Annotated in this window: 20 protein-coding genes; 5 read left to right on the top strand and 15 right to left on the bottom strand. The window is 50.1% G+C overall.

What is annotated here, in order from left to right; genetic code table 11:
• Positions 1-84 precede the first annotated feature (84 nt).
• The 11 genes from HY879_21650 to HY879_21700 all read right to left on the bottom strand — a co-directional run bounded on the left by HY879_21650 (position 85) and on the right by HY879_21700 (position 12,563).
• Positions 85-2,070: a TIR domain-containing protein gene (locus HY879_21650; GenBank protein MBI5605948.1), complete on the bottom strand. Its 1,986-nt coding sequence runs from the start codon at positions 2,068-2,070 to the stop codon at positions 85-87.
• Positions 2,071-2,162: 92 nt separating this feature from the next.
• Positions 2,163-2,984, bottom strand: a complete 822-nt coding sequence (locus tag HY879_21655; protein MBI5605949.1) for a sel1 repeat family protein — start codon at positions 2,982-2,984, stop codon at positions 2,163-2,165.
• A gap of 272 nt (positions 2,985-3,256) precedes the next feature.
• On the bottom strand, positions 3,257-3,544 hold the full coding sequence (locus HY879_21660; protein MBI5605950.1) for a Ryanodine receptor Ryr: 288 nt from the start codon (positions 3,542-3,544) through the stop codon (positions 3,257-3,259).
• A 31-nt stretch (positions 3,545-3,575) separates the two neighbouring features.
• A complete protein-coding gene (locus tag HY879_21665) occupies positions 3,576-6,203 on the bottom strand; it encodes a hypothetical protein (protein MBI5605951.1) in 2,628 nt (875 codons plus the stop codon).
• A gap of 124 nt (positions 6,204-6,327) precedes the next feature.
• A complete protein-coding gene (locus HY879_21670; GenBank protein ID MBI5605952.1) occupies positions 6,328-9,333 on the bottom strand; it encodes a TIR domain-containing protein in 3,006 nt (1,001 codons plus the stop codon).
• Positions 9,334-9,651: 318 nt separating this feature from the next.
• Positions 9,652-10,326 (bottom strand): hypothetical protein, encoded by a 675-nt coding sequence (locus tag HY879_21675; GenBank protein MBI5605953.1) that lies wholly within the window; start codon positions 10,324-10,326, stop codon positions 9,652-9,654.
• Positions 10,326-10,544: an addiction module protein gene (locus HY879_21680; protein MBI5605954.1), complete on the bottom strand. Its 219-nt coding sequence runs from the start codon at positions 10,542-10,544 to the stop codon at positions 10,326-10,328. Before HY879_21680 ends, HY879_21675 begins: the two co-directional genes overlap by 1 nt.
• A 296-nt stretch (positions 10,545-10,840) precedes the next feature.
• Entirely contained in the window at positions 10,841-11,041 is a 201-nt protein-coding gene (locus HY879_21685; GenBank protein ID MBI5605955.1) for a hypothetical protein, read from the bottom strand.
• A gap of 322 nt (positions 11,042-11,363) precedes the next feature.
• Positions 11,364-11,684, bottom strand: coding sequence for a DUF2442 domain-containing protein (locus HY879_21690; GenBank protein ID MBI5605956.1), 321 nt, complete (start codon positions 11,682-11,684; stop codon positions 11,364-11,366).
• Between the two features lie 316 nt (positions 11,685-12,000).
• On the bottom strand, positions 12,001-12,222 hold the full coding sequence (locus tag HY879_21695) for a type II toxin-antitoxin system MqsA family antitoxin (protein ID MBI5605957.1): 222 nt from the start codon (positions 12,220-12,222) through the stop codon (positions 12,001-12,003).
• Positions 12,219-12,563, bottom strand: coding sequence for a DUF4258 domain-containing protein (locus HY879_21700; protein ID MBI5605958.1), 345 nt, complete (start codon positions 12,561-12,563; stop codon positions 12,219-12,221). Before HY879_21700 ends, HY879_21695 begins: the two co-directional genes overlap by 4 nt.
• 394 nt (positions 12,564-12,957) lie before the next feature.
• On the opposite strand from HY879_21700, the gene HY879_21705 reads away from it, so the two are divergent.
• From HY879_21705 to HY879_21720, 4 genes are all read left to right on the top strand, one after another.
• Complete coding sequence (locus HY879_21705) at positions 12,958-14,082, top strand: ATP-binding protein (GenBank protein ID MBI5605959.1); 1,125 nt, start codon at positions 12,958-12,960, stop codon at positions 14,080-14,082.
• A gap of 291 nt (positions 14,083-14,373) precedes the next feature.
• Complete coding sequence (locus HY879_21710) at positions 14,374-14,790, top strand: DUF3842 family protein (protein MBI5605960.1); 417 nt, start codon at positions 14,374-14,376, stop codon at positions 14,788-14,790.
• Positions 14,783-14,971, top strand: a complete 189-nt coding sequence (locus HY879_21715; protein ID MBI5605961.1) for a CooT family nickel-binding protein — start codon at positions 14,783-14,785, stop codon at positions 14,969-14,971. Before HY879_21710 ends, HY879_21715 begins: the two co-directional genes overlap by 8 nt.
• A gap of 149 nt (positions 14,972-15,120) precedes the next feature.
• Positions 15,121-15,750 (top strand): MBL fold metallo-hydrolase, encoded by a 630-nt coding sequence (locus HY879_21720; GenBank protein ID MBI5605962.1) that lies wholly within the window; start codon positions 15,121-15,123, stop codon positions 15,748-15,750.
• A 94-nt stretch (positions 15,751-15,844) separates the two neighbouring features.
• Here the strand turns inward: HY879_21720 and HY879_21725 are convergent, their stop codons facing one another.
• The 3 genes from HY879_21725 to groES all read right to left on the bottom strand — a co-directional run bounded on the left by HY879_21725 (position 15,845) and on the right by groES (position 18,559).
• On the bottom strand, positions 15,845-16,504 hold the full coding sequence (locus tag HY879_21725) for a TIGR04211 family SH3 domain-containing protein (GenBank protein ID MBI5605963.1): 660 nt from the start codon (positions 16,502-16,504) through the stop codon (positions 15,845-15,847).
• 126 nt (positions 16,505-16,630) lie between these two features.
• Positions 16,631-18,256, bottom strand: a complete 1,626-nt coding sequence (groL, locus tag HY879_21730; GenBank protein MBI5605964.1) for a chaperonin GroEL — start codon at positions 18,254-18,256, stop codon at positions 16,631-16,633.
• 15 nt (positions 18,257-18,271) lie between these two features.
• Positions 18,272-18,559: a co-chaperone GroES gene (gene groES / locus HY879_21735; GenBank protein MBI5605965.1), complete on the bottom strand. Its 288-nt coding sequence runs from the start codon at positions 18,557-18,559 to the stop codon at positions 18,272-18,274.
• Between the two features lie 419 nt (positions 18,560-18,978).
• On the opposite strand from groES, the gene HY879_21740 reads away from it, so the two are divergent.
• Positions 18,979-20,181 carry a deoxyguanosinetriphosphate triphosphohydrolase gene (locus HY879_21740; protein MBI5605966.1) on the top strand — a complete coding sequence of 401 codons (1,203 nt, stop codon included), beginning with the start codon at positions 18,979-18,981 and terminating at the stop codon, positions 20,179-20,181.
• On the opposite strand, the gene HY879_21745 is transcribed toward HY879_21740, so the two are convergent.
• Positions 20,171-20,758 carry a LysM peptidoglycan-binding domain-containing protein gene (locus tag HY879_21745; protein MBI5605967.1) on the bottom strand — a complete coding sequence of 196 codons (588 nt, stop codon included), beginning with the start codon at positions 20,756-20,758 and terminating at the stop codon, positions 20,171-20,173. The two genes, HY879_21740 and HY879_21745, sit on opposite strands and share 11 nt — an antisense overlap.
• Between the last annotated feature and the right edge of the window lies 1 nt (position 20,759).

Here is a 20,759-nt window from a genome sequence, read left to right on the forward strand (position 1 = left end):
CCTGCGGCTGCCTATCGAGAGGCCTCTCTGCGTCGATATTATCCATGCGTCTGTTATGGTACGCCATCTCTGTTGCCGAACAAGCTATTGAACAGATTTCTGAATAATATCATTAAATTTCGGCATATTCAGAGGCATGGTTGGGTCCATGGTCCTCTCTTTGATTGCCAGCGCCCTGCGAAAGAGAGTCTCTGCACCGTCGTAATCCCCTTTGGATTGAAGGAGTACGGCCAGGTTGTTCAGGCTTTGGGCTGTAGCGGGGTGATCGGGACCGGATTGTTGCTCGTTCATTGCCAATAAAAACCTGACAAATGGAATGGCCTCGTTATATCGCGCTCTGGCATGAAGACAACCATAGAGCCCTACCAAAAGTTTGCTATTAAGCCGTTCATTGGGGCGCATATTCTGATGTGACCAAAGAGCCTCAGCATGGGGGAATAGAACCTCCCATGCAGGCCAGTTCTCAAATTCAAAAGCCGGATAGGGGGCGAACGTTGTCAGAAGGGCGGTCGATTTATCGATCACTTCATCCTTGATGGAAGACGTAATCTGGTGCCGCTCCACTGCCTGCACCAGGCCGTGGACGGAGAATCCTTCAAGGGCTTCTGGCCTTATCATGGAGTAGCGGATCAGGGCCTCCTTCCATTCACGGAGTTCAATTTCATCCGGCTCAGGAATATTATCATCGCCAGAGAGACGGGCCTGTTCAGCCACGATGGATGCGCCATGGAGAACCATAGCAAAGGGAATGGGCGTAGGTGCCATAAATGAGGTGAGCCTGAGTATGGCCCGGGATCCTGGAGGGAGTTGGTCAATGGTTGTGCGCCAGGTATTAAAGACGGCGTCAGGATACTCCGTTGCACCTTTGGTGCCCTTGGCAAGCAGTCTTCGTTCATTTTCGGCCTTCTCATAAAGGGTTAAATATTTTCTATATCCGAACCCCTGACCCTGCCCTTTGTTCTGAATCTCTATATAGGCTGCGGCCTGCTCAAGGGCGAGGGGCAGATATCCGAGTTTGCCTGCCAGCTCATCACAGGCCGTCTTATCGTCCCCGGTCAGGTTCTCCCATTCGAGATGGGCCCGTTTGAGCAGCAACTCCCGCGCCGGTTCCTTATCGAGGACCCAGACCGGGGTCTGTTCAATGCCGGTCTCCCAGTCCGTGAAGCGGGAAGTGATGATAGTATGACAGTTGCCTGTTTTGGGAAGCCAGGAAAGGATTGTATTTTCATCAACCGCATCGTCAAAGATGACCAGCCGGAGGGGTGCGTCGAGGCGCTTAAGCTCTCTCAGTACTGAAGCGGCCTTCTCATCCTCCTTCAATCCTTCGCCGGTCCTTTCCGGGAACAGGAGTGGGTAGAGACCTGCCATCTCCGTGACCACGCCGGCCTTACAGCTTATCCAGAACATCTGGCGGTAACAGCGCCAGAATTTTTCTGCATACTCCCGGGCTAAGGTAGTCTTGCCAACCCCGCCCAGCGCGGTAACGGCCTGGATATGTCCCTGGGTCAGAGTGGTGGTGGGATTGGTAAAAAGCCTTTCATGTATCTCATCCATCAGGGCCTCACGACCCACAAAGTTCGGGTTATGGGAAAAGCGGAGGTGGGCTACCCTCTGCTCTTTCACCTCAGGGAGTGGGGCAGCAAGTAGTTTCCGCAGGGCCTCAAAGAGTACTGGCCATCGGTCTGAGGTGTCTTTTCCGGTTAGATCAATGACATCCCCTTGAAACCTAAGGAGAGGAGGAGTAAAGACCTCCTCAAGGGTACCCTCGAATACCAATGGGATGATCGCTTCGGCGCCATAGGTCTCGTACTTCGTCCATTCCTTCGTTTTCCAGCGCGGGGTGAGAACGGGAATAACGATCCGGCTGTTCTCACAACCAGCCTCGATCTCCCGATGCCAGTCGCAGCCGGGATCCAGGCGCTTCTTATCGAACCAAATCCTGGGATTTTTGGGGTCATCGCCGTTGAAACCGGCGGCGACAAGGCGGTCGTAGAGTTGTTGCGCCATGGATAGATCGTTAGAGGAGTAACTAATAAAAATGTCGTAGGTTTGATTAGCTTGATCAGACATAAGGCTGAATCCTTTGAGTTGCGGTCCCAGTAGTGGTTCCTTCGTTACTCATGGTGTACTCCTTCGTGGGTGTCGCGTTATCTTCGAATAGGTTATTCCATGTCTCTCAGCAAATCACCCAGCACCATGATCGGCTTCCAGTAGATGCCCCGCTTGAATTTTTCAACATCCATCTGAAGCCCGATGGTGTTCTGCATTATTTTGAGTTTGCTGTCGATACTACAAACGGGGCGCCATGAGCAACGGCAACCCTCGTGCAGGCCATTGGTAAAAACCGCCGGCTCAATGGTCTCCCACTCCTCGGCGGTGCGGACCAGGCTGAGGTGTTTTAGGCAGGGCCTGCACAGTCGGTCGTCGACGGGTCCGGTCATCAGAAAGAGTCCCCCATCGGCCGAGAAATCCACATCTTTAGTCTGGCGACTCTCTTTGCCGTTCACGTCCATCCGCCCGTGCCAGTACCAGGGCTTTCTTAGATCCGTCTCGGGCTTGGCCGCCACCCCGAGCCACCAAGCGGCTCGCTCCAGGTCCTTGGGAACCCCCTGGCCCTTTTCATACATCCGTCCGAGGCACTCCTGGGCCGCCCTGTGTCCCCCCGTGGAAGCCAGGGAGAATCGCTTGAAGGCCTTCGCGTAGTTTTTGGACACACCTTCTCCCTTCAAGTACATGAGGCCCAGCCGGTAATCGGCAGTACGGCAGATACTATTGGCAGCCAGGCGTCGATACCACCTGGCCGCCTCGGCGAAATTCTGGGTTACTCCCTCGCCCTTCCTATACATCTCCCCCAGGGTGAACTGAGCCCAGGCGTCACCCTGTTTGGCCTGCCGCCGGAGGCTTTTCAAGTCACTCTTGGTTCGATTCAAGGTACCGGCTCCAGCGTCACGAATCTCATCATCGGGAACATTCCTGCCAGTCAAGCAATATGATTTCTTCCATTTCTCATCCTAAGGTTTTACCTAATGCTTTTACCGCAGAGTCGCAAAGAGCGCAGAGGAGATTTTTTTTTGCTTTCCGTTGAGAGGGCGGAAAACAAAAAGAGCTCGTTCCATTTGCCTGCCTCTCACAGGCAAATGGAAAATCTCTAACTTAGCGTACTCGGCGTCTCGAACGAGTCCTGTTTTTATTAAGACGAGTGGGCGGTGAAATTGTTTTTTATAGTGCAACCTATTTTATGTTCTCGGTAGTAATTCTATACCTTCTCTATCCCATACCCCAATCCCACTATCACCTTCAATGTCTCCATGGCCGTCATCCGGTCGTATTCTTTCTCCGACTCGAGCAGGTCAGCGTAGGGGATAAGGTCCGGGTGTTTCTTGGTTTTATCGTCTCTCTCCGGCCCCCAGGTCCAGCCTTCACTCATCCGCTGTTTTGACCAGATCTCATGAGTATTCTCGGCCAGGTGTTCCGTCAGTTCCACGAGGTCGTTGGTAAGGGTGACTTTTGATGTGTCAATGGGTTTCGGTGTGTATGCATTCATAAGTCCTCTTTTCTCTGTCCACCCGTATTCTTCACTTCTCGATAAAGACAATCTTCATTCCCGCCTCACGGGCGAAATCAGGATAATGCCGGATCGTGTCACGGTCCTTGCCCTTATCTTTATCGCTTAATTTCGAGAACGGGATCAAACAGTCATGTTGCTTCTTCTCGTCATCTCGCTTAGGATTGTAGCACCACCCCTTTTCAAGATGCCAGATCATCCAACCCTCATGCTCAGCTTCCGCCAGGGCCAAGAGATAGTATTCCAAATGCTGTTTCACCTTATCTTCTTCTGCAGCGCTTGCCGTCCCTTCAACGAGGGTCAGCCCGATAAGGGCCAGCAAATTCAACATCCGTTTAGCTGCGGCGCGGTTGGATTCCTGAAAGAAGGGAGATAAATTTCCAAAATCCTTGTCGGTTTCAGGTTTCGACCATCCTTCCTTTTTCCCTAAGGCCCGGAAGGTTTCGCTTATGGCTGGGGCAATTTGTTTGATCTGCTCCATGGTCAAACGTGCTTCAGGGGAAAATATTTTGGGAGCATTAGAGCAAAGGAAAATAAACTCTTCCGCATTCGTGTGCATCTCCAATTGGTTTAAGGGCATTAGCAGGGATCGGTGCAGCGTCCCTGGCCGAGCAGCAGCAAAGGGCTGGAGGGCTTTACCTAGGGATCGGGATCCGTGCATATACTCTTTCACGTGGAGCAAAGCATGGGCTAATCCCTCGTCAATCTCAAGCTTGTCGTCCTTTCCACATTTAAGCTCGGAGCGGCCCATGAGAGCACGCCGGATAGGGAAGAAGGTATCTGTCGGATCGGTGATAAAGTCATGTCCTCCAACCTTTTCAATCTGCTCCTCCACACTGCTGCCGGGCTTAAGATGAATTTTACGTTGATTTGGCCCAATAACGTCTAAGTAGGCATCAATCCGACTCTTGAAATCAGACCCCTTGGCAAGACGAAAATCATTATACGCCTGAACATCCACACCACTTATCTTTGATGGATCAGGCGGCCCGAAGGTTTCGAAGGTCCAGCTTGTCCCTCCGGCAAAGACAAAAATACATTTCCCCAGGGTATGGGTGAGTTGACCTTCCTGGAATTTACCATCCTGCATGGGGGCAAGAAGATACTGGAGCCATCTGAATTTTTGGGAATCAAACTCATCGAAAAAGGCAACCGGCAGTTGCCCCTGCAGGACTCGGTCACGGATCTGGTGAAAGGCGCCAATGAGATCGTCAGGAGAATTAAACTGAGAAAGGTTAAATTCCAACCAACCGTCTAAGGTTACCGTGCTGGCAGCGATTTCTTTCACAGCAAAAGATTTACCGGCGCCAGGAGGACCGAATACCCCGATAGAGAGGGGCTTCTTTCCTGATTCCTTTTTGTCTTCGTATCGTCGAATTACTTCTAATAGAGAGCGATAGGCTTCCATCTCTGTCCGGTCGGCTGTAAAAAGCTTGCCAATGCTGAGATGCGGCAGGCTTTCCAAAGCAATAGGACCGCGCAGAAGAACAAGCCGGGCCAGATCGAATACCGGCTTGAGCTGTGATTGACGGAGAATACTCCAGGTCGAATCCGCCGGAGGGGATGAAGAATACACTGCCCTGGAATACAGGGTTCCAGGATGTTTTATTACTCCTGCCAGCCTCTTTGACGGGAACCCCTGGGGTTCCTCTCCGGCAGGGCCATGCCCTTTTTCTCTGAGGTCTCTCATGGCGGCCAGCCCGCCCTCAAGGGCAGAGGCTATGTCAGGGATTTCAAGATTATCGGATAGCCGCCATGCCACGGCCGCTGCAAGACAGGAGAGAAACCCGAATCCTTTCCCCTCGGTCTTATATGAATGCTCCCCTTCGATACTGCCGGCGTTATGGATCAAATGGATGTAGGCTTTGGACAGTTCGGTTCCATCAGTAAGATCGATCCAGAGAGCGCCCTCCGATTCGAAGGTGATAATGAGATGTCTGCATTTCACGAGATTGGGCAGAACACCCTCAGGTCTCAGTTCACGAAGTACCCCTTCAATGGTTTCTTCCCACGACAAACCAGCATGGAGTCTGGCCGGTGACTTACGCAATTCATGGGCGGACATGATCACGATCAGTTTGTTACGGTGGTTTATGGTGAGGTGGTCCCAGAGCTCTTCAACCCCCACCGGCGATGTTGTCTTCAGGACTATCCACCGGGCTGTGGTAAGCCTCTCCTTCTGCCAGTTTTCTGGGCAATCCCTGAAACCCATCCCTCCTTCGGAGATGACCATGATCTCGGGGCTTTCCGGTAGATCCGCCGCAATAGGCCATTGAACGCAACTTTTCTCTCCGTCATTAAAACCGAAGCCCATGGCCTCGCTGACCCGCCAGAACTGGCGATCAGGAGAAATACCTTTTGGAAAAGGACGCCAGTACGCGTAGGCATGTTCGGCATTATTAAGGCCGAATGCCGCATCATTAGGCATGGCATCCTGAACAGTAAGACGGGAGGTCCACCCTTGCTTGTTCCCCTGAAGCAGCTCCTTCAGTATGCCTTGAACCAGGGCAGCTCCACCTATTTCCGGTTTTACCTTTACCCCGACCCTGGGCCTTTGTGCATAATGAAAACGTCGTCCTTCATAGACATGCTGGTCAATGATGAAATCACCTGTTACGAGAATGGCGTTGGCAGTCATGACGATCTCCTTTGATTGGAAATGATATTCGGTTTCTTTATGATGGAAAAGATCACCGATTGGTGGGGCATCAGAGAGGGCTTCTCCATTTTTATTATTTGGGTATGTGTGTAATGAACGTTGGTCATTCATCCTCCAGGGGCGGCGGCTGTGCCTTGCGCCATTCTAAGAACTGGTCCAGGGAAATGCGGGTCGCTCCATAATAAAGTTTCAGGAAACAGACCTGTCCGTTGGCTTGAGTGAGAACAAGGGTGCCATCGGATCTGAGGAGACGCGCTGTGCCGTCAGAATCGGCATGCCAACGGGCACAGAGGACGATCTTTTGCCCCTTTACTGGAAGATTGACTTCTCCATAACGGCGTTCTGCTCTGGCAAATATGTCGGAGTAATAAAGGTCTCTTCCAAGATAAAGAGGTATTGATTCGGGATATCGAATGCAGAATTCAATGAAGTTCAATACTTCAATACAAGCTCCGGTTTTACTATCCCAGATGCGCAGGATATGATCCCAAGCCCACGAGAGTATCCGCCCGTCGTTGAGCTGAAGGGCGCCATTGGTCCAGTTTGTATGCCCCTCAAGTACGACGAGGGGGCGTCCGTCTGTATCCCAGAGGCGCAGGGTACGATCATCAGACCACGAGAGTATCCGCTCGTCGTTGAGCTGAAGAGCGCCATTGACCCAGTTTGTATGCCCCTCAAGTACAGCGAGGGGGCGTCCGTCAGTATCCCAGAGGCGCAGGGTATGATCACCAGACCAGGAGAGTATCCGCCCGTCGGTGAGTTGCAGGACGCCCTTGACCCAGTCTGTATGCCCCTCAAGTACGGCCAGGGGGCGTCCGTCAGTATCCCAGAGACGCAGGGTATGACCATCAGACCAGGAGAGCATCCGTCCGTCGGTGAGCTGAAGAGCGCCACGGACCTGGTACGTATGCCCCTCAAGTACGGCGAGGGGGCGTCCGTCTGTATCCCAGAGGCGCAGGGTATGACCATCAGACCAGGAGAGCATCCGTCCGTCGGTGAGCTGAAGAGCGCCACGGACCTGGTACGTATGCCCCTCAAGTACGGCGAGGGGGCGTCCGTCAGTATCCCAGAGGCGCAGGGTCCTATCACCCGACCACGAGAGTATCCGCCCGTCGGGGAGCTGAAGGGCACCTTTGACCTCGAATGTATGGCCCTCAAGGACAGAGAGGCAAGGGCTGACGTCTGCTTCTTCCACTCTTTGCATTCGCCGCAACCACACCCAATCAACCTTGCCCGCGTGGAGATATTGCTCCGCCGCAATCGTTATCGGGCTGTTATCGGCATGTTCAATGGCCAGTTGCAGCAGAATCTTGTGACCTGGCCATTCGTCGTTTCCACGGCGGAGGATGTGAATTTTCTCCCGGAAGGAGGTCGACCAAAACTCAAGCCGTTTCGCTATCTCCGCTGGGGCTCGCCTCTCCAGCGTCCCGTAGTCGTAGGAAATCGAATCAAACAAGCCTAGTTCGCATTTCCGCATCAGCCACGGGAAGTCGGTCACCAGTTCACCGGCTTCCATCCAGTCACCCGCGTCGGCTTGATGGCCGACAAGCTGCTGAAAGAAGTAGCCGTCATCCGGGCCTGAAGGCCAACTATCTGGGCATTTTCCGCGATAGGCATCGAGCAAGGTCCGGTGCAGGGCCTTTGGCTCGCCAGCCAAACGGGTGGCGAAGTCATACACGAGGTCGTGCAGGCGGAAGCGGCGTTCAATGGCTTCCCCCGGCTGGGCGGCCTTCTGGTCGAGCTGGATGAGGGAGCGCTCGGACAGGCTGATGAGCAGTTTGCTGCAGTTGCGATCGCTTAACGGCCCGGTGTGCTCCCACAGTACATGGACAGCAGCTTCCGGCACTGTCCGGCCCGTCGCGAAGACGGCGAGTTCGGCGAAGCGCGGTTTCTCCACGTCCTTCAGCGCATCGTAACTGGCCTTCATCGCGTTCCAGATGGTACGATGCTGTTCGTTGGTCTCCTCGCGGTTCTCCGGCCACTCCAGATCCGCTTCGCGCAGGGCTGCGACGATGTCCTGCCAGGAATGCCCTGCTTTTGCCATGCCGCCGCACAGCGCCACGGCCAACGGCAGGCATCCGCACTCCCTGACCACTTCCTGCGCCTCGCGTGGAAGGGCGGCACGTTCCATGTCCACTGCGCCGGCGAGCAGTTGCAGCGCCTCCGGCTCGGTGAAGAGCGACACCGGCACGCACTCGCCGCCCATGGTGCTCAGGATGCCAATATCGCGCGTAGTGACCAGCGCCCGGCAGCGCGGGCCCAGTACATCGAAGGCTTTGGCATCCGAAGCATGCCAGACGTCATCAAGGACAAGCAGTACGGCCTTCTGAAGGAGCAGTTGTCGGAGGACACCCTGTCCTTGGACTTCGGTTTGAAATGGCTCCTGACTGCCGAGGTGTCGGGCCACGTCGCGCAGGAGGCTAACGCGATCAGGTGGCTGGCCGACGGCGACCCAGATGATGCCGTCGGGGTAGGAGTGGCGCACCTCGGGGTCGCGTGCGAGTGCCGCGGCCAGCACGGACTTCCCGATGCCCCCCATGCCCTGCATGCCGACGCGCGCGGCGGCGCCGCTGATGACGACGGGCTTCTGAAGGTCCACGAGCAGAGCGTCCTTGACGCGGCGAAGAAGATCGGGCCGGCCGAGAAAATTCGGCGGCAGGTTCGGCACACCGTAGAGCGCCCCCAAAGGCGGGGCGTCGAGGCGAAGATTCGCGATGAGCTTGGCGAGTTGGACCGGATACTGGGCATCGTCACGGAAATCGTCGCAGTGAAGCAATCCCAGTTCGCCGGGAATGTCCTGGTAGTCGCCCCGTAGGAGGATGGGGATGACGGGCTTGTCGAGTTCGAGCCCCCAACGCCATTCCTGACGGACATAATCGGAATGCGCCGCCTTCGGACCGACCACCAGCACTATCCTGTCCCGCGCGCGGATAGCGTCAGCGATCTCCTGGTGGAAGGTGAGTTGCCGAGACGGCAATGAGACGCGGTCGAACCAGACATCAAAGCCAGCGGCGGTGAGATCGGTATGAAGCCGCACGACGAAGGATTTGGCGGGATTATACGGCTCGCCGTCATCGCCTCGGGCGTATGACAGGAATACCTTGGTCATGATTCGATGCTCCTTTTAGAGTCAATGTAGTATATAGCGACGCTGTTAGCTTATGAATTTGGAAATAAAGAAAAACCTTTCTAATCGGCTACGGCTTGATCGAATAACCGATTTGTTCACAGATTGAATAGAGATTCCCTGCTTTCTTCTCAAGAAGGGTATGGGCATGCCCAGTTTCAATCAGGTCGTCTTGTTCTTAGGTTCGTCTCTTTATTGCTCGTGACTCTTTGATATGACTTTGCTTTTTGGTTGAAAGACTATAACATGGAGGGAAACGGAGTCAAGAAGAATAATAGAGCGGAAGGCCGGGAGGGTTTGCTAAATCCGATCCAGGATAACCGAGTCTATCTCTATCCCGTTGCCATCCCCACCGGTCACCGAAATGGTTATTTTATGGTCTCCTGGCTGCAGGGTTACGGGACCCAAGTCGGGGCTTTCGGCGAAATTGTTCCATCCCAAACCAAAATCACCGGTATCTTCTGAAGTGAATTGTCCAACTGAGCTGCCATCCAATTGTATGGAAACCACTTCCGTTGGGCCGTTATTGTCATTGCTATACCGGACCCTTAGCCTGTAATTGGTATTGGTACCGGGACAAAGGGGGAAGGTGATGATCCGGGTCTCATTGGCGTGGAGCCAGACCGTGGCCTGTCCACCGGCATTGGACCGGGACATCACCTGACCGGCGCCGGAACCGTTTTCAGCCTGGAGCACGATTTGGGTGGCGGCTGCAAGGCAACTTCCCCCTCCGCTGCCGCGGTTACCGCCTCCGCCTCCACACCCGGCATGACTGAGTAGAATGATTAGAGCTACATAAAGCCTTGATTTGTTCATCACCGGCCCGGGTTGAAGCGATCGGTCCAATACTGATCTTCGAACCGCCCGATCCAATTCATCGAGAAATTGCTTACCAAGACCATCAACCTGTTCATTGTACCAGACGACAGCGTCATCGAGTTCCTGCTGGGCCAACGTGAGAAAGCGTATTTTCATCAACGGCGATACTTTTCTATAACATCCTTATATGATACTGACGGAATATGGCCTAATTTGTAAGCATCCCAACGTTTGCGCGCCTCCTCCGCCCAAATCCGATCCAACTCCGGGTCCGGTTTATCAAGATCGGTAAGGATTGCATCCACCAATCGCAGTTTTTCAACGTCCGATAAAGAATTTATTTCCTCGGAAAGCCTTTCTGCTGTGGTTGTCATGATAACACCTCCGTTATTAAAACTATGCAATGCTTCGATTTTGGTTTTTTTATGAATTTATCAATCATAACACTTCGTTCCCAAGACAGCAATCGATTGCGCTCCAGGCAAAAACGGCCCGCTTGAGACTATCGACCAGGCGCACGACATCATCTGTGCCACCGGCTTTCTACCAGTCATAAAATTTTTTGGGGGTCATGTTGAATTCCTGATTATGTTTTCTTCGCGCCGAAACAACCTACTCACTCGGAGCGCGCCGTTTGCGCGATCGGATGCAGCCGATGATTAGCTGCTTTTCATGCTGCTTTGAGCTTTGCAATTAGCTCCCGTACCGCCGGCACTATTTCTATTGGGACTTCCATAACCGTTTGACCCGAAATTTCAAAAGCTGCCTCGTCTTCAGCGGCGGCTTCTTCCTCAGACTGAGATTCATAATGGGCCAATATACTATTCACACGCTCTGCGTCCCATCCCGGTGGAAATTTGCTTTGTTTCATCTCTTTTTTCTCCTCCTTCGGCGGCGATATGCGACCAATGGTTTGCCTACAAGCTCATAGTCTGTAATCACAAAAACACTATTGGGCGCAGGATCGGGAACATAAATGACCCTGATATATCTCCCTCCCGATGTTTTTCCAATGGCGACTCTTGATCCTTCCCGTCCCGGTCGATCTTCGCCCGGGGTGGCGAGAACCTCTTCCACCTCCATTTCCTCAACGTCATGGCTATAGATATGGGGTAATTGCGTCTCTGGATCAATGTAATAACGTATATTCAATACGTCACCTTTATGTCATTCTTTCAGCGGCAACGTTCGCATCACTGGGGACCGTCAGCCGCAGGTTGGCTGCTATCCGGGTGCAGGCGAACGTCCGGCGTTTCAACATTCCCTTCTAATTTCCCTGTTGCCATAAAATAAAGCGACTCAGGTGCAATATCAAAACCACAATCCCAGGCAAGAGTAGGCCAGGAGTCAAGGTAAAAACGTGAGAACACTACGGGATCGCGTAAGGGTGAGGCAATTGCATATTTGTACACAATATCTCGAAGATCAACTTCTCCTGTTTCCCCGGTGTTAAATTTTAGCTCAATCCGATAGTCATTGATATACCGTGCTTCTAATACAGAAATACATTCCATATTATTTCCTCTCTTATGGAACGGGGCCGGAATTGGGACAGTCGTCCAGTTCGAAAAAGTATAGCATAGGGCAAAACGGGGTCAAGGAGAAAAATAGAGTGAAAGGGGGAATCATGGGGTCGCATCTTTCATATTGACTTTTGTCAGTCATCACGGCCCAGACGACAAGCCCCGACTACACCAGATCCTTGAGAAAAAGATGGGCCGAACAGAGGCGTATCCCTTCCTTGGTGGTCAGGTCAACATCCGGATCAAGGGTCACCTTTAAACGGCTATGCTAAACGCTGGCAGATCGAAATCAATATCCATGAAAACGTTAAGCGGCAAATTTAATAATTTCCAGTTCCGCAGCGTAATCGGCTTTCTCAAGAATTTGATCCACTCGTTCCATAATATTATCTTCTAATAGATATTCATTACAATTTTTACATTGGAGTACCGGCAATTCTTTTAAAATAATGATGGTCTCCTGGTCCACCTTAAAAGGCAAGGTGGTAATAATAGGCTCCATTTCAGATCCACAAACATGGCATTTCATTTTGACGGTCTCCTTGTTTTAAAATCTTCATTCCATTCTTGGGAATCTGGCTGATAGGCGGTAATAACCCGAATGTTATTTCCAGGCATATCTATAGCAAACTGGACATGAAAAATATTGCCCTTATTCCAAGAATAAACCAGGTAACTGGGAAAATATTTGTCATCTGGATATTCTTCGATGATTTCGAACTGTGAAACGGAATCCAATATTTCGTTTCGGTTAATAAATCTTTCTTTTAATCTCATAGTTACATGATAAGTCCAGAAAATTTTTCTCTCCTTTATGCAACGCTGAATATAGCTTAAAGGATCAATAGGAATTCGATGCCTATCGTTCATAAAGATTCCCGTCAAATCTGAATTGACAACTTTTTAAGGAGTAAAAAAGTATAATAAATTAACATTTTTAAGTTTACAAGACAATGTTTTTCAAGATCCGGGTTAATTTTCTCTTATTAACGGTCTCATTGTAATAGCGACTTGGTGGAGGCTGTATTGGGCCAGGCAAAGATACCAAATTTAATATGGGGATGGAAAGGAGTCTGAACTGGGATAGATTTGAGAAGGTCTTTTCCGGGGGGGAAATTTTTTCGTCAAAAATGATAGCGGGGGTAAGGAGAGGCCCTCTTAATTTACATAGCTCGGGAGGCTTTTCAACCTTTACACTGGAATTTTTTTATGCTATATTAGTTACTAAAGTTTAGTAACTATAAAGGTGATAGGGAGCCGTGAGATGCAAAATCCATTCTATTTCAGAGTGTTACCATTGACAGCGCCCTTCTGTGATAGAGAGAAAGAACTGGACCAGTTGGTGGCCCATGCTCAGAACAGGGCCAACGTCGTTTTTTTCTCTCCGAGAAGATATGGGAAGACATCCCTCGTCCAAAGGGTACAGGAAAGATTGAAGAGAAAGGGACTCGCGACGGTCTATATCGATTTGTTCGGCATCGATTCGCAGGAAGACCTGGCTGCCAGAATGGCCTCCCGGCTCTATTCCTATTGTCATGAAAACGAAGGCCTCTTTAAAAAGGCGATGAAATTTTTATCCTCCTGGAGGCCGGTAATCAGACCTGATCCGGAGTATGGCGTTTCCCTGACCGTGGAGCGATCCGTCGGGCGGAAGGGGGCCGATCTCCTCAACAGTACCCTCGATGGCTTTGGTAAGTTCATCCAAGAAGAAAAGAAGGGTGTTCATATTGTCTTCGATGAATTTCAAGAGATCTCGGAGTTACGTGAGTCCCTCCAAATAGAAGGAATGCTGAGGGCGCACATCCAGACTCACAGCCGTGCCTCTTACTTCTTCGTGGGGAGTAGGCGGCGCGTTCTAACTGATATCTTCAACATTCGAAAGAGGCCTTTCTATCGCAGTTCTATAAACTTTCCGTTAGGTCCTTTACCCTTTGAAGAAGGAGTCCGTTTCGTAGTTGAACAGTTCAAAAGGGGAGGAAAATCATGCCCGGAGGAGATCGGAAAGAAAATCCTTGAAAAAACGGGTGGCTATCCCTATTACGTCCAGAGAGTGCCTTATTCGATCTTTGAGGTCAGCGGTAAAAAGGTGACTGAGGAGGACTATATTAAGGGGTTCCAGAAAACCGTTGAAGAAGAGGGCATCGTATATGAAGCGATAGTTCAAGCCCTTTCACTTCAACAGATAAAACTCCTTTCCGCGTTTGCTCTGGAGCCGACTGAAAAGCCTTACTCTGTCGATTACATGGGCAGGCATGGCCTCGGCTCTGTCGGCGGCGTCCAGGGAGCACTTAAGAGATTGTTGGAACTGGACTATATCGAAAAGAAGGCTCCCCTCTTCGTGATCGTCGATCCCCTCTTCGGGATCTGGCTCAGACGCCTTAAGGAATGAGGGGACTCCGGCCCAAACCCCCACTTAACCTGTTTGTAAAATATGTATTGATGGACTATTTATAAGTCCATCAGTATTGTCAAGGAGAAAAACATGGCGAAAGGCAAGGAGACCCCGACTTACACCAGATCCTTGAGAAAAATATGTATCGAACAGGGGGGTATCACTTTGAGATTTCTTTTGTTTTTCCGGGCAGGAAAGGAAAACCCCTTGACTCACCAGCCTGGTTCAATTTATACTCAGATAAATTTACAATCCCAAAAATATTTATCCATCAAGAAAAGCTGAGCTATGAAAATAGGAGTCTTAGACGGTCAGGGCGGCGGGATCGGGAGCGCCATCATCAAGAAATTACGGGAGGAATTCAACGAAAAGGTGGAAGTAATCGCCTTGGGAACCAATTCCATCGCCACCTCCCAGATGTTGAAGGCCCGGGCCAATAAAGGGGCGACGGGGGAAAATGCCATCATTCAAACCGCTCCCAAGATGGACATCCTGATCGGGCCGATTGGGATTGTTTTGGCCCAGTCCATGATGGGTGAGGTTACCCCGGCTATTGCCCGGGCGGTCGCTGAGAGCCCAGGTTTGAAATTTTTGATCCCCCTTACCCAGGAACGGGTTGAAGTGATTGGGTTATTTTCAGAACCGCTCCCCCACCTGGTGGAAAAATTAATGATTCGTTTAAAGGAGTGTATGGAAAATGTGTGAAGCCGCAGCATTTATTATTCGTGACGGGAAAGAAGAACTGGTTTTGGATAGTGTGGACCTTTTAGAGCCGGATAATGGCCAGATTCGATTGGTAAACATCTTCGGCGAACAAAAAATCCTTTCAGCCAGGATCAAAAAATTGTCTTTAGTGGATCATAAGATTATTCTGGAGGAGAGATGATTCAGATACTGGATGCTGGTTTCTGGATATTGGATAAAATAAAAATGAACAAAAGATGATGATATTACAAGCACACTGGATCGACCTATTGGCCTTTTGCCCAGTATCAATCCAGTATCTGTCTCACTTTACACAAGGAGGATATGGAGATGATCGAGGATGTCTTAAGCAAGATAAGCTGGCTGGGGCACGATGGTATTTTATACCAGGATAAAAAGACCATTTATTTCGATCCCTTTCAGATTCCCGGAGGACCGCCGGCCGATCTTATCCTGATCAGTCATGACCATTTCGATCACTGCTCCCCGGAGGATGTAAAAAAAATCCAAACCAAGGATACGATCATTGTGACCGAAGCGAATTCGGCCAAAAAACTTTCCGGCAAGATCGAAATCCTCAAACCTGGAGAGACCAAAACCATTCAAGGCATCAGGATTGAGGCGGTCCCCTCCTATAATACCAATAAGGATTTTCACCCAAAAGTTAACAGTTGGCTGGGATTTATTGTCACATTGGACGGGGCGCGTCTATATCACCCAGGAGATACGGATTATATCCCGGAAATGAAAACCATCCAGGCCGATATAGCCTTCCTTCCGGTCTCCGGGACCTATGTGATGACCGCCAAAGAAGCGGTGGAGGCGGCAAAGGTGATAAAACCCAAAATCGCCGTTCCGATACATTATGGGGCTATAGTGGGATCGGAAGCCGATGCCCAGGAATTTAAAGCATTACTCAAAGGGATAGTGGACGTTCGAATTTTACCCAAGAAGGGATAAAAAGAGAGCGCTCAGCGGTAAGCTTACAGCAATCAGCAGGATCCCATTTTTCTGGATTTTTTCTGAGGGCTGAATGCCGATCGCTGATAACTCCTCAATAGTAGCGGTGGGTTTTTCGGCGGTTACGACTTATGAACCAGCCCAACAATAATCCTATAAAAAGGACCGCTGAACCGGCTAAAAACCATTTGATCTGTTCTTCGTTACGCGGTCCTTTTCCTTTTTCAGCCAATTCGGCAACCTGTTTTTTGTAAAGATTGATCTCTTTGTTCAGTTGATCGTTTTTGGTCTTAAGTTCCGCCAGTTCATGGGAAGGGGGTTGATTTTTTCCCTGCTGGAGGGTTTGGGTCAGTTTTTTGGCTTCTTCGGTTTCATGTAACAGCCTATTTTTTTCCTGGATCAACAGGTCTCTTTCCCGGCCCAGATTTTGGTTGGCTTCTTTTAACCGTTGAAGTTCTTCCTGAAATTTAGGATCGAAGGAAGGGGCCGGCTTAACCTGATCTACCAAAAAACGAGTAGCCAGCCAACCCATTGTTCCATCCGGCAGTTTAACCTTCGACCAATTTTTATCCCCCTCAAGGACCTCAACGCGATCCCCGGTTTTTAGCATGGTTATAATCCGTTGTTCTATTCCGGTCCCGGAACGTAAGCCCACTTCGATTCGGTCGGTAATATACATAGACTTGGCCCATAAGGAAGCAGGGCAATAGAAAAGGAATCCTATAATCAGGGCGAGTAAGATACGGGAAGCCATCTTTCCCCTCAATTGAGAGTAGAATTAGGCATTTATTAGCAAAATTGGAAGCGGAAGTCAAGAAAATTACAATAAAAAAGCCCCCAAAGACGAGGGGGCTTTTTGAACATCCTATGGTTTTATGATTTAGTACATCCCACCGCCCGGCGGCATAGACGGCATGGCGGGTTCTTTGTCCTTAGGTTTTTCAGCCACCATGGCCTCCGTCGTCAACAGGAGAGAGGCAACCGATGCCGCATTTTGCAAAGCAAAACGGGTGACCTTGGTTGGATCGATGACACCGACCTTCATAAGGTCTTCATAGGTTCCGCTATCGGCATTAAAACCGAAAGCGCCCTTCTCGGCCTTAACCTTTTCCACGACAACAGAGCCTTCAAAGCCGGCGTTGTTGGCAATCTGCCGGACCGGTTCTTCTATGGCCCTCCGAATGATATTGACCCCCAGGGCTTCCTCCCCTTCGGTTTTGATGGCGTTTAAGGCCGGCAGGCACCGTAAGAGGGCAATTCCTCCACCCGGTACAATCCCTTCTTCAACGGCTGCGCGGGTAGCGTTCAAGGCGTCTTCGACGCGGGCTTTTTTCTCTTTCATCTCGGTTTCGGTAGCCGCTCCGACGTTAATTACGGCAACACCGCCGATCAATTTGGCCAACCGCTCCTGGAGTTTCTCCCGGTCGTAATCGGAAGTGGTTTCATCAATCTGGGCCCTGATCTGTTTGACCCGGCCTTCCAAAGCGGATTTCTCGCCGCCGCCATCGACGATGGTCGTATTGTCTTTGTCGATCGTGATGCGTTTGGCTGTCCCCATATCCTTCAGGGTCACATTTTCCAATTTAATCCCTAAATCTTCAGAGATCATCTGCCCACCGGTTAAAATAGCGATATCTTCTAACATGGCCTTGCGCCGGTCTCCAAAGCCGGGAGCCTTGACTGAGGCACAGGAAAGGGTTCCCCGTAGCTTGTTGACCACCAAGGTGGCCAGGGCTTCCCCTTCAACTTCTTCGGCAATAATTAATAAAGGCCGGCCCATTTTGGCGATCTGTTCCAAAACCGGTAGAAGGTCTTTCATGTTGCTGATTTTCTTTTCATTAATAAGAATATAGGGGTCACTTAACACCGCTACCATTTTTTCCGGATCGGTCACGAAATAGGGGGAAATATAGCCCCGATCAAATTGCATCCCTTCCACGACCTCCAGGGTCGTCTCCATGCTCTTAGCCTCTTCAACGGTGATAACGCCCTCTTTACCGACTTTTTCCATGGCTTCGGCAATAATATTGCCGATGGTGGAATCGTTGTTGGCCGAAATGGTCCCTACCTGAGCGATTTCTTTGTGGTCCTTGGTAGGCTTGCTGATATTTCTCAATTCTTTAACAACGGCCTCCACACCCTTTTCAATACCTCTTTTAATGGCCATGGGGTTGCTGCCGGCGGCAACCAGCTTGGACCCTTCCCGATAAATGGCCTGGGCCAACAAAGTAGCCGTGGTTGTTCCGTCTCCAGCCACATCACTGGTCTTGGAAGCCACTTCCTTGACCATCTGGGCTCCCATATTTTCAAATTTATCTTCCAGTTCAATCTCTTTAGCAACGGTAACGCCATCCTTGGTGATAGCCGGTGAACCGAAGGACTTTTCCAGTATTACATTCCGGCCCTTGGGGCCTAAGGTAACCTTCACGGCATCCGCCAAGGTGTCCACTCCAACCCTCATGGCCTCTCGGGCTTTTGAATCGTATTTTATTTCTTTTGCTGACATATTCTACTCCCTCCTTTATTCGATCACGCCTAAGATATCGTCTTCTCGCATCATTAAATACTCTTCGCCTTCGATTTTGATCTCGGTTCCGGAATATTTCCCAAATAGAATCTTGTCCCCGACCTTGACATCCAGGGTAAGCTTGGTCCCGTTTTCCAAGACTTTCCCAGGACCTGCGGCAATGACTTTGCCTTCCTGGGGCTTTTCCTTGGCAGTATCCGGGATAATAATCCCCCCTTTGGTTACTTCTTCTTCTTGGATCCTCTGGACAATTACTCGATCATGTAATGGCCTGATTTTCATAAATTCACTCTCCTTCCTAAAAATTATGGGTCTTGTTAGCACTCCCTTTTGGTCAGTGCTAATATAAGTTCAAAGGTTCTTAAATTCAAGTCTAAAATAAAAAAAATTATAGAATCGCGAAAAGGTTTCTGGATGACTGTGCAAAAAGGCAAAAAAAGAACTTTTATTGGTCGATCTAAGGAGTTACGGCTGTCTTTTCTTTGCCCTGGCTTTCTGGTATAATAGTTTTTCAAATATCTTAATACGAAAATAGCTCAAAGCCGAAAGCTCAAAGCAAACCAAAAACAATTAAATCGACGCATGACGAAGCATGAAAAAGGATTCAAGGGGTCCAGGGGCCAAGGGTCCAAGTGAAAGGCGTGGAATTTAAAACCTTGAACCCTGGAATCCTTGAACCCTATTTTAGTACTAAGGAGATTATGAACATCAGAGAGCAATTAGAAGCTATTGAGGAAACAACCCTTTCCCCTTACGCCACTAAAAGCGCCAAAAGTATGGGGCGGACCCTCCATGGCGATGAACCGGATGCCTTCAGGACCGCTTTTCAGCGAGACCGGGACCGAATACTTTATTCCAAGGCCTTTAAAGATCTCCAATATAAAACCCAGGTTTTTCTGATCAGCGAAGGAGATTTTTATCGAACCCGGTTGACCCATACCCTCGAAGTGGCCCAGCATGCCCGAACTCTGGCCAGGGCCCTTCGGTTAAATGAGGATTTATGCGAGGCCATTGCCTATGCCCATGACCTGGGCCATGCCCCTTTCGGACACACGGGAGAAATAATCTTAAACGAGATTCTGAAGAAGGAGGGGGGGTTTGAACATAATCTCCAGAGCCTGCGAGTCGTTGATCTTTTGGAAAAACGATATAAGGCTTATGACGGGCTGAATCTATGTTTTGAAACCCGGGAAGGTATTGCCCGGCACACGACCCTCTATGATCATCCCATCGTTCCAGCGGAATTCAAAAACACGCCCTCCCCGACCCTGGAGGCCCAAATAGTCAATATTGCCGATCCCTTGGCCTACTGTGCCCATGACCTGGAAGATGCCTTGAATGCCGGCTTTCTGTCCATGAACGATATCCCTCAAATGGAAAACCCCCTGGTCGCTCGGGTTTTAAGAAAGTGTGGAGATCGATATCCCGGCTTCGATGATGGGGATACCATCATTCGGGCCCGATTATTGGTCCGGACCTTGATCGAGGAAACCAACATCATGGTCATCGAACAAACGCATAAAAATTTGCGGCGCCTGAAAATCCATACCCTTCAAGAGGTTCGAAAAGCCCGGATCCCCATTGTGACTGCCCCTGACAAGGATTGGGAAGATTTTAATCAATTGAAAAATTTTCTTTTTGAAAATGTCTATAAACGTCCCCAGGTCTGCATTATGAATGAAAAAGGGAGACTGATTATTTCGGGGTTGTTTCATCACTTAGAAAAAAATCCGGACATGTTGCCCAGATTCTATAAATTTCGGTTCGGTCAGGCCGAAAATAAAAAGGCCGGACGTCGGGTACTGGCGGACTACCTGTCAGGCATGACAGACCGCTATGCCATGGACCTCTATCAGATGATGTTCGAACCCTATGAAAAAGTCATGTTTGGTTTCAGGGAATAGAGGAATAAATCTTTATGGTTTGGCCTGGTTGGGGTTTGTTTTTTGAGGAGAGCCGGTTCCAGTGCCTGATATCTTCGGGTTGCACATGGAATTGTTGGGCAATCGAATTGAAGGTGTCCCCTTTTTTTATCTTATAGGTTGTCGCTTTGGGGGCAGCCTTTTTAACTCCATGGGTTTCCGGTTTTTTTGCCAGGACCGTTAGTTGTTCCTTTAGGGCCGTTGCCTGTTCCTGCAGGGCCTTTACCTGCCCCTCTAAACCCTTCTGCCCTTCCTGTAAGGATTGGATTTCATTTTTCAAAGGGCTTGATTCCCCCTTCAATTTCTGTACCTCTTCTTTGAGGGCTTTGAATTCAGGGGATTCCGATTGTTTTTGGGTTGGAATGAATCCCGGCGGCAGGACCATCCAAAGGCCCAAAGCCAGAACCACCAGTCCGACCAGGATTATCGGGATAAAAAGCCATTTTTTTGCAGAGGCCGGATGGGTCCTTCCCTGGTATCCTGAAGAGGATGAACACTCATCCGGTTCATGGGCGACCTCGACTTTCGGTTCTTTTCTTTCTTCCAAATCATCTACCATA

It is taken from the genome of Deltaproteobacteria bacterium (assembly GCA_016219225.1).
Classification (GTDB): domain Bacteria; phylum Desulfobacterota; class RBG-13-43-22; order RBG-13-43-22; family RBG-13-43-22; genus RBG-13-43-22.

Excerpts from the sequence above, each read along its gene's own strand:
- HY879_21650 (MBI5605948.1), bottom strand. The coding sequence starts at position 2,070 with ATGTCTGATCAAGCTAATCAAACCTACGACATTTTTATTAGTTACTCC.
- HY879_21660 (MBI5605950.1), bottom strand. The coding sequence starts at position 3,544 with ATGAATGCATACACACCGAAACCCATTGACACATCAAAAGTCACCCTT.
- HY879_21665 (MBI5605951.1), bottom strand. The coding sequence starts at position 6,203 with ATGACTGCCAACGCCATTCTCGTAACAGGTGATTTCATCATTGACCAG.
- HY879_21670 (MBI5605952.1), bottom strand. The coding sequence starts at position 9,333 with ATGACCAAGGTATTCCTGTCATACGCCCGAGGCGATGACGGCGAGCCG.
- HY879_21675 (MBI5605953.1), bottom strand. The coding sequence starts at position 10,326 with ATGAAAATACGCTTTCTCACGTTGGCCCAGCAGGAACTCGATGACGCT.
- HY879_21680 (MBI5605954.1), bottom strand. The coding sequence starts at position 10,544 with ATGACAACCACAGCAGAAAGGCTTTCCGAGGAAATAAATTCTTTATCG.
- HY879_21685 (MBI5605955.1), bottom strand. The coding sequence starts at position 11,041 with ATGAAACAAAGCAAATTTCCACCGGGATGGGACGCAGAGCGTGTGAAT.
- HY879_21690 (MBI5605956.1), bottom strand. The coding sequence starts at position 11,684 with ATGGAATGTATTTCTGTATTAGAAGCACGGTATATCAATGACTATCGG.
- HY879_21695 (MBI5605957.1), bottom strand. The coding sequence starts at position 12,222 with ATGAAATGCCATGTTTGTGGATCTGAAATGGAGCCTATTATTACCACC.
- HY879_21700 (MBI5605958.1), bottom strand. The coding sequence starts at position 12,563 with ATGAACGATAGGCATCGAATTCCTATTGATCCTTTAAGCTATATTCAG.
- HY879_21705 (MBI5605959.1), top strand. The coding sequence starts at position 12,958 with ATGCAAAATCCATTCTATTTCAGAGTGTTACCATTGACAGCGCCCTTC.
- HY879_21710 (MBI5605960.1), top strand. The coding sequence starts at position 14,374 with ATGAAAATAGGAGTCTTAGACGGTCAGGGCGGCGGGATCGGGAGCGCC.
- HY879_21715 (MBI5605961.1), top strand. The coding sequence starts at position 14,783 with ATGTGTGAAGCCGCAGCATTTATTATTCGTGACGGGAAAGAAGAACTG.
- HY879_21720 (MBI5605962.1), top strand. The coding sequence starts at position 15,121 with ATGATCGAGGATGTCTTAAGCAAGATAAGCTGGCTGGGGCACGATGGT.
- HY879_21725 (MBI5605963.1), bottom strand. The coding sequence starts at position 16,504 with ATGGCTTCCCGTATCTTACTCGCCCTGATTATAGGATTCCTTTTCTAT.
- groL (MBI5605964.1), bottom strand. The coding sequence starts at position 18,256 with ATGTCAGCAAAAGAAATAAAATACGATTCAAAAGCCCGAGAGGCCATG.
- groES (MBI5605965.1), bottom strand. The coding sequence starts at position 18,559 with ATGAAAATCAGGCCATTACATGATCGAGTAATTGTCCAGAGGATCCAA.
- HY879_21740 (MBI5605966.1), top strand. The coding sequence starts at position 18,979 with ATGAACATCAGAGAGCAATTAGAAGCTATTGAGGAAACAACCCTTTCC.
- HY879_21745 (MBI5605967.1), bottom strand. The coding sequence starts at position 20,758 with ATGGTAGATGATTTGGAAGAAAGAAAAGAACCGAAAGTCGAGGTCGCC.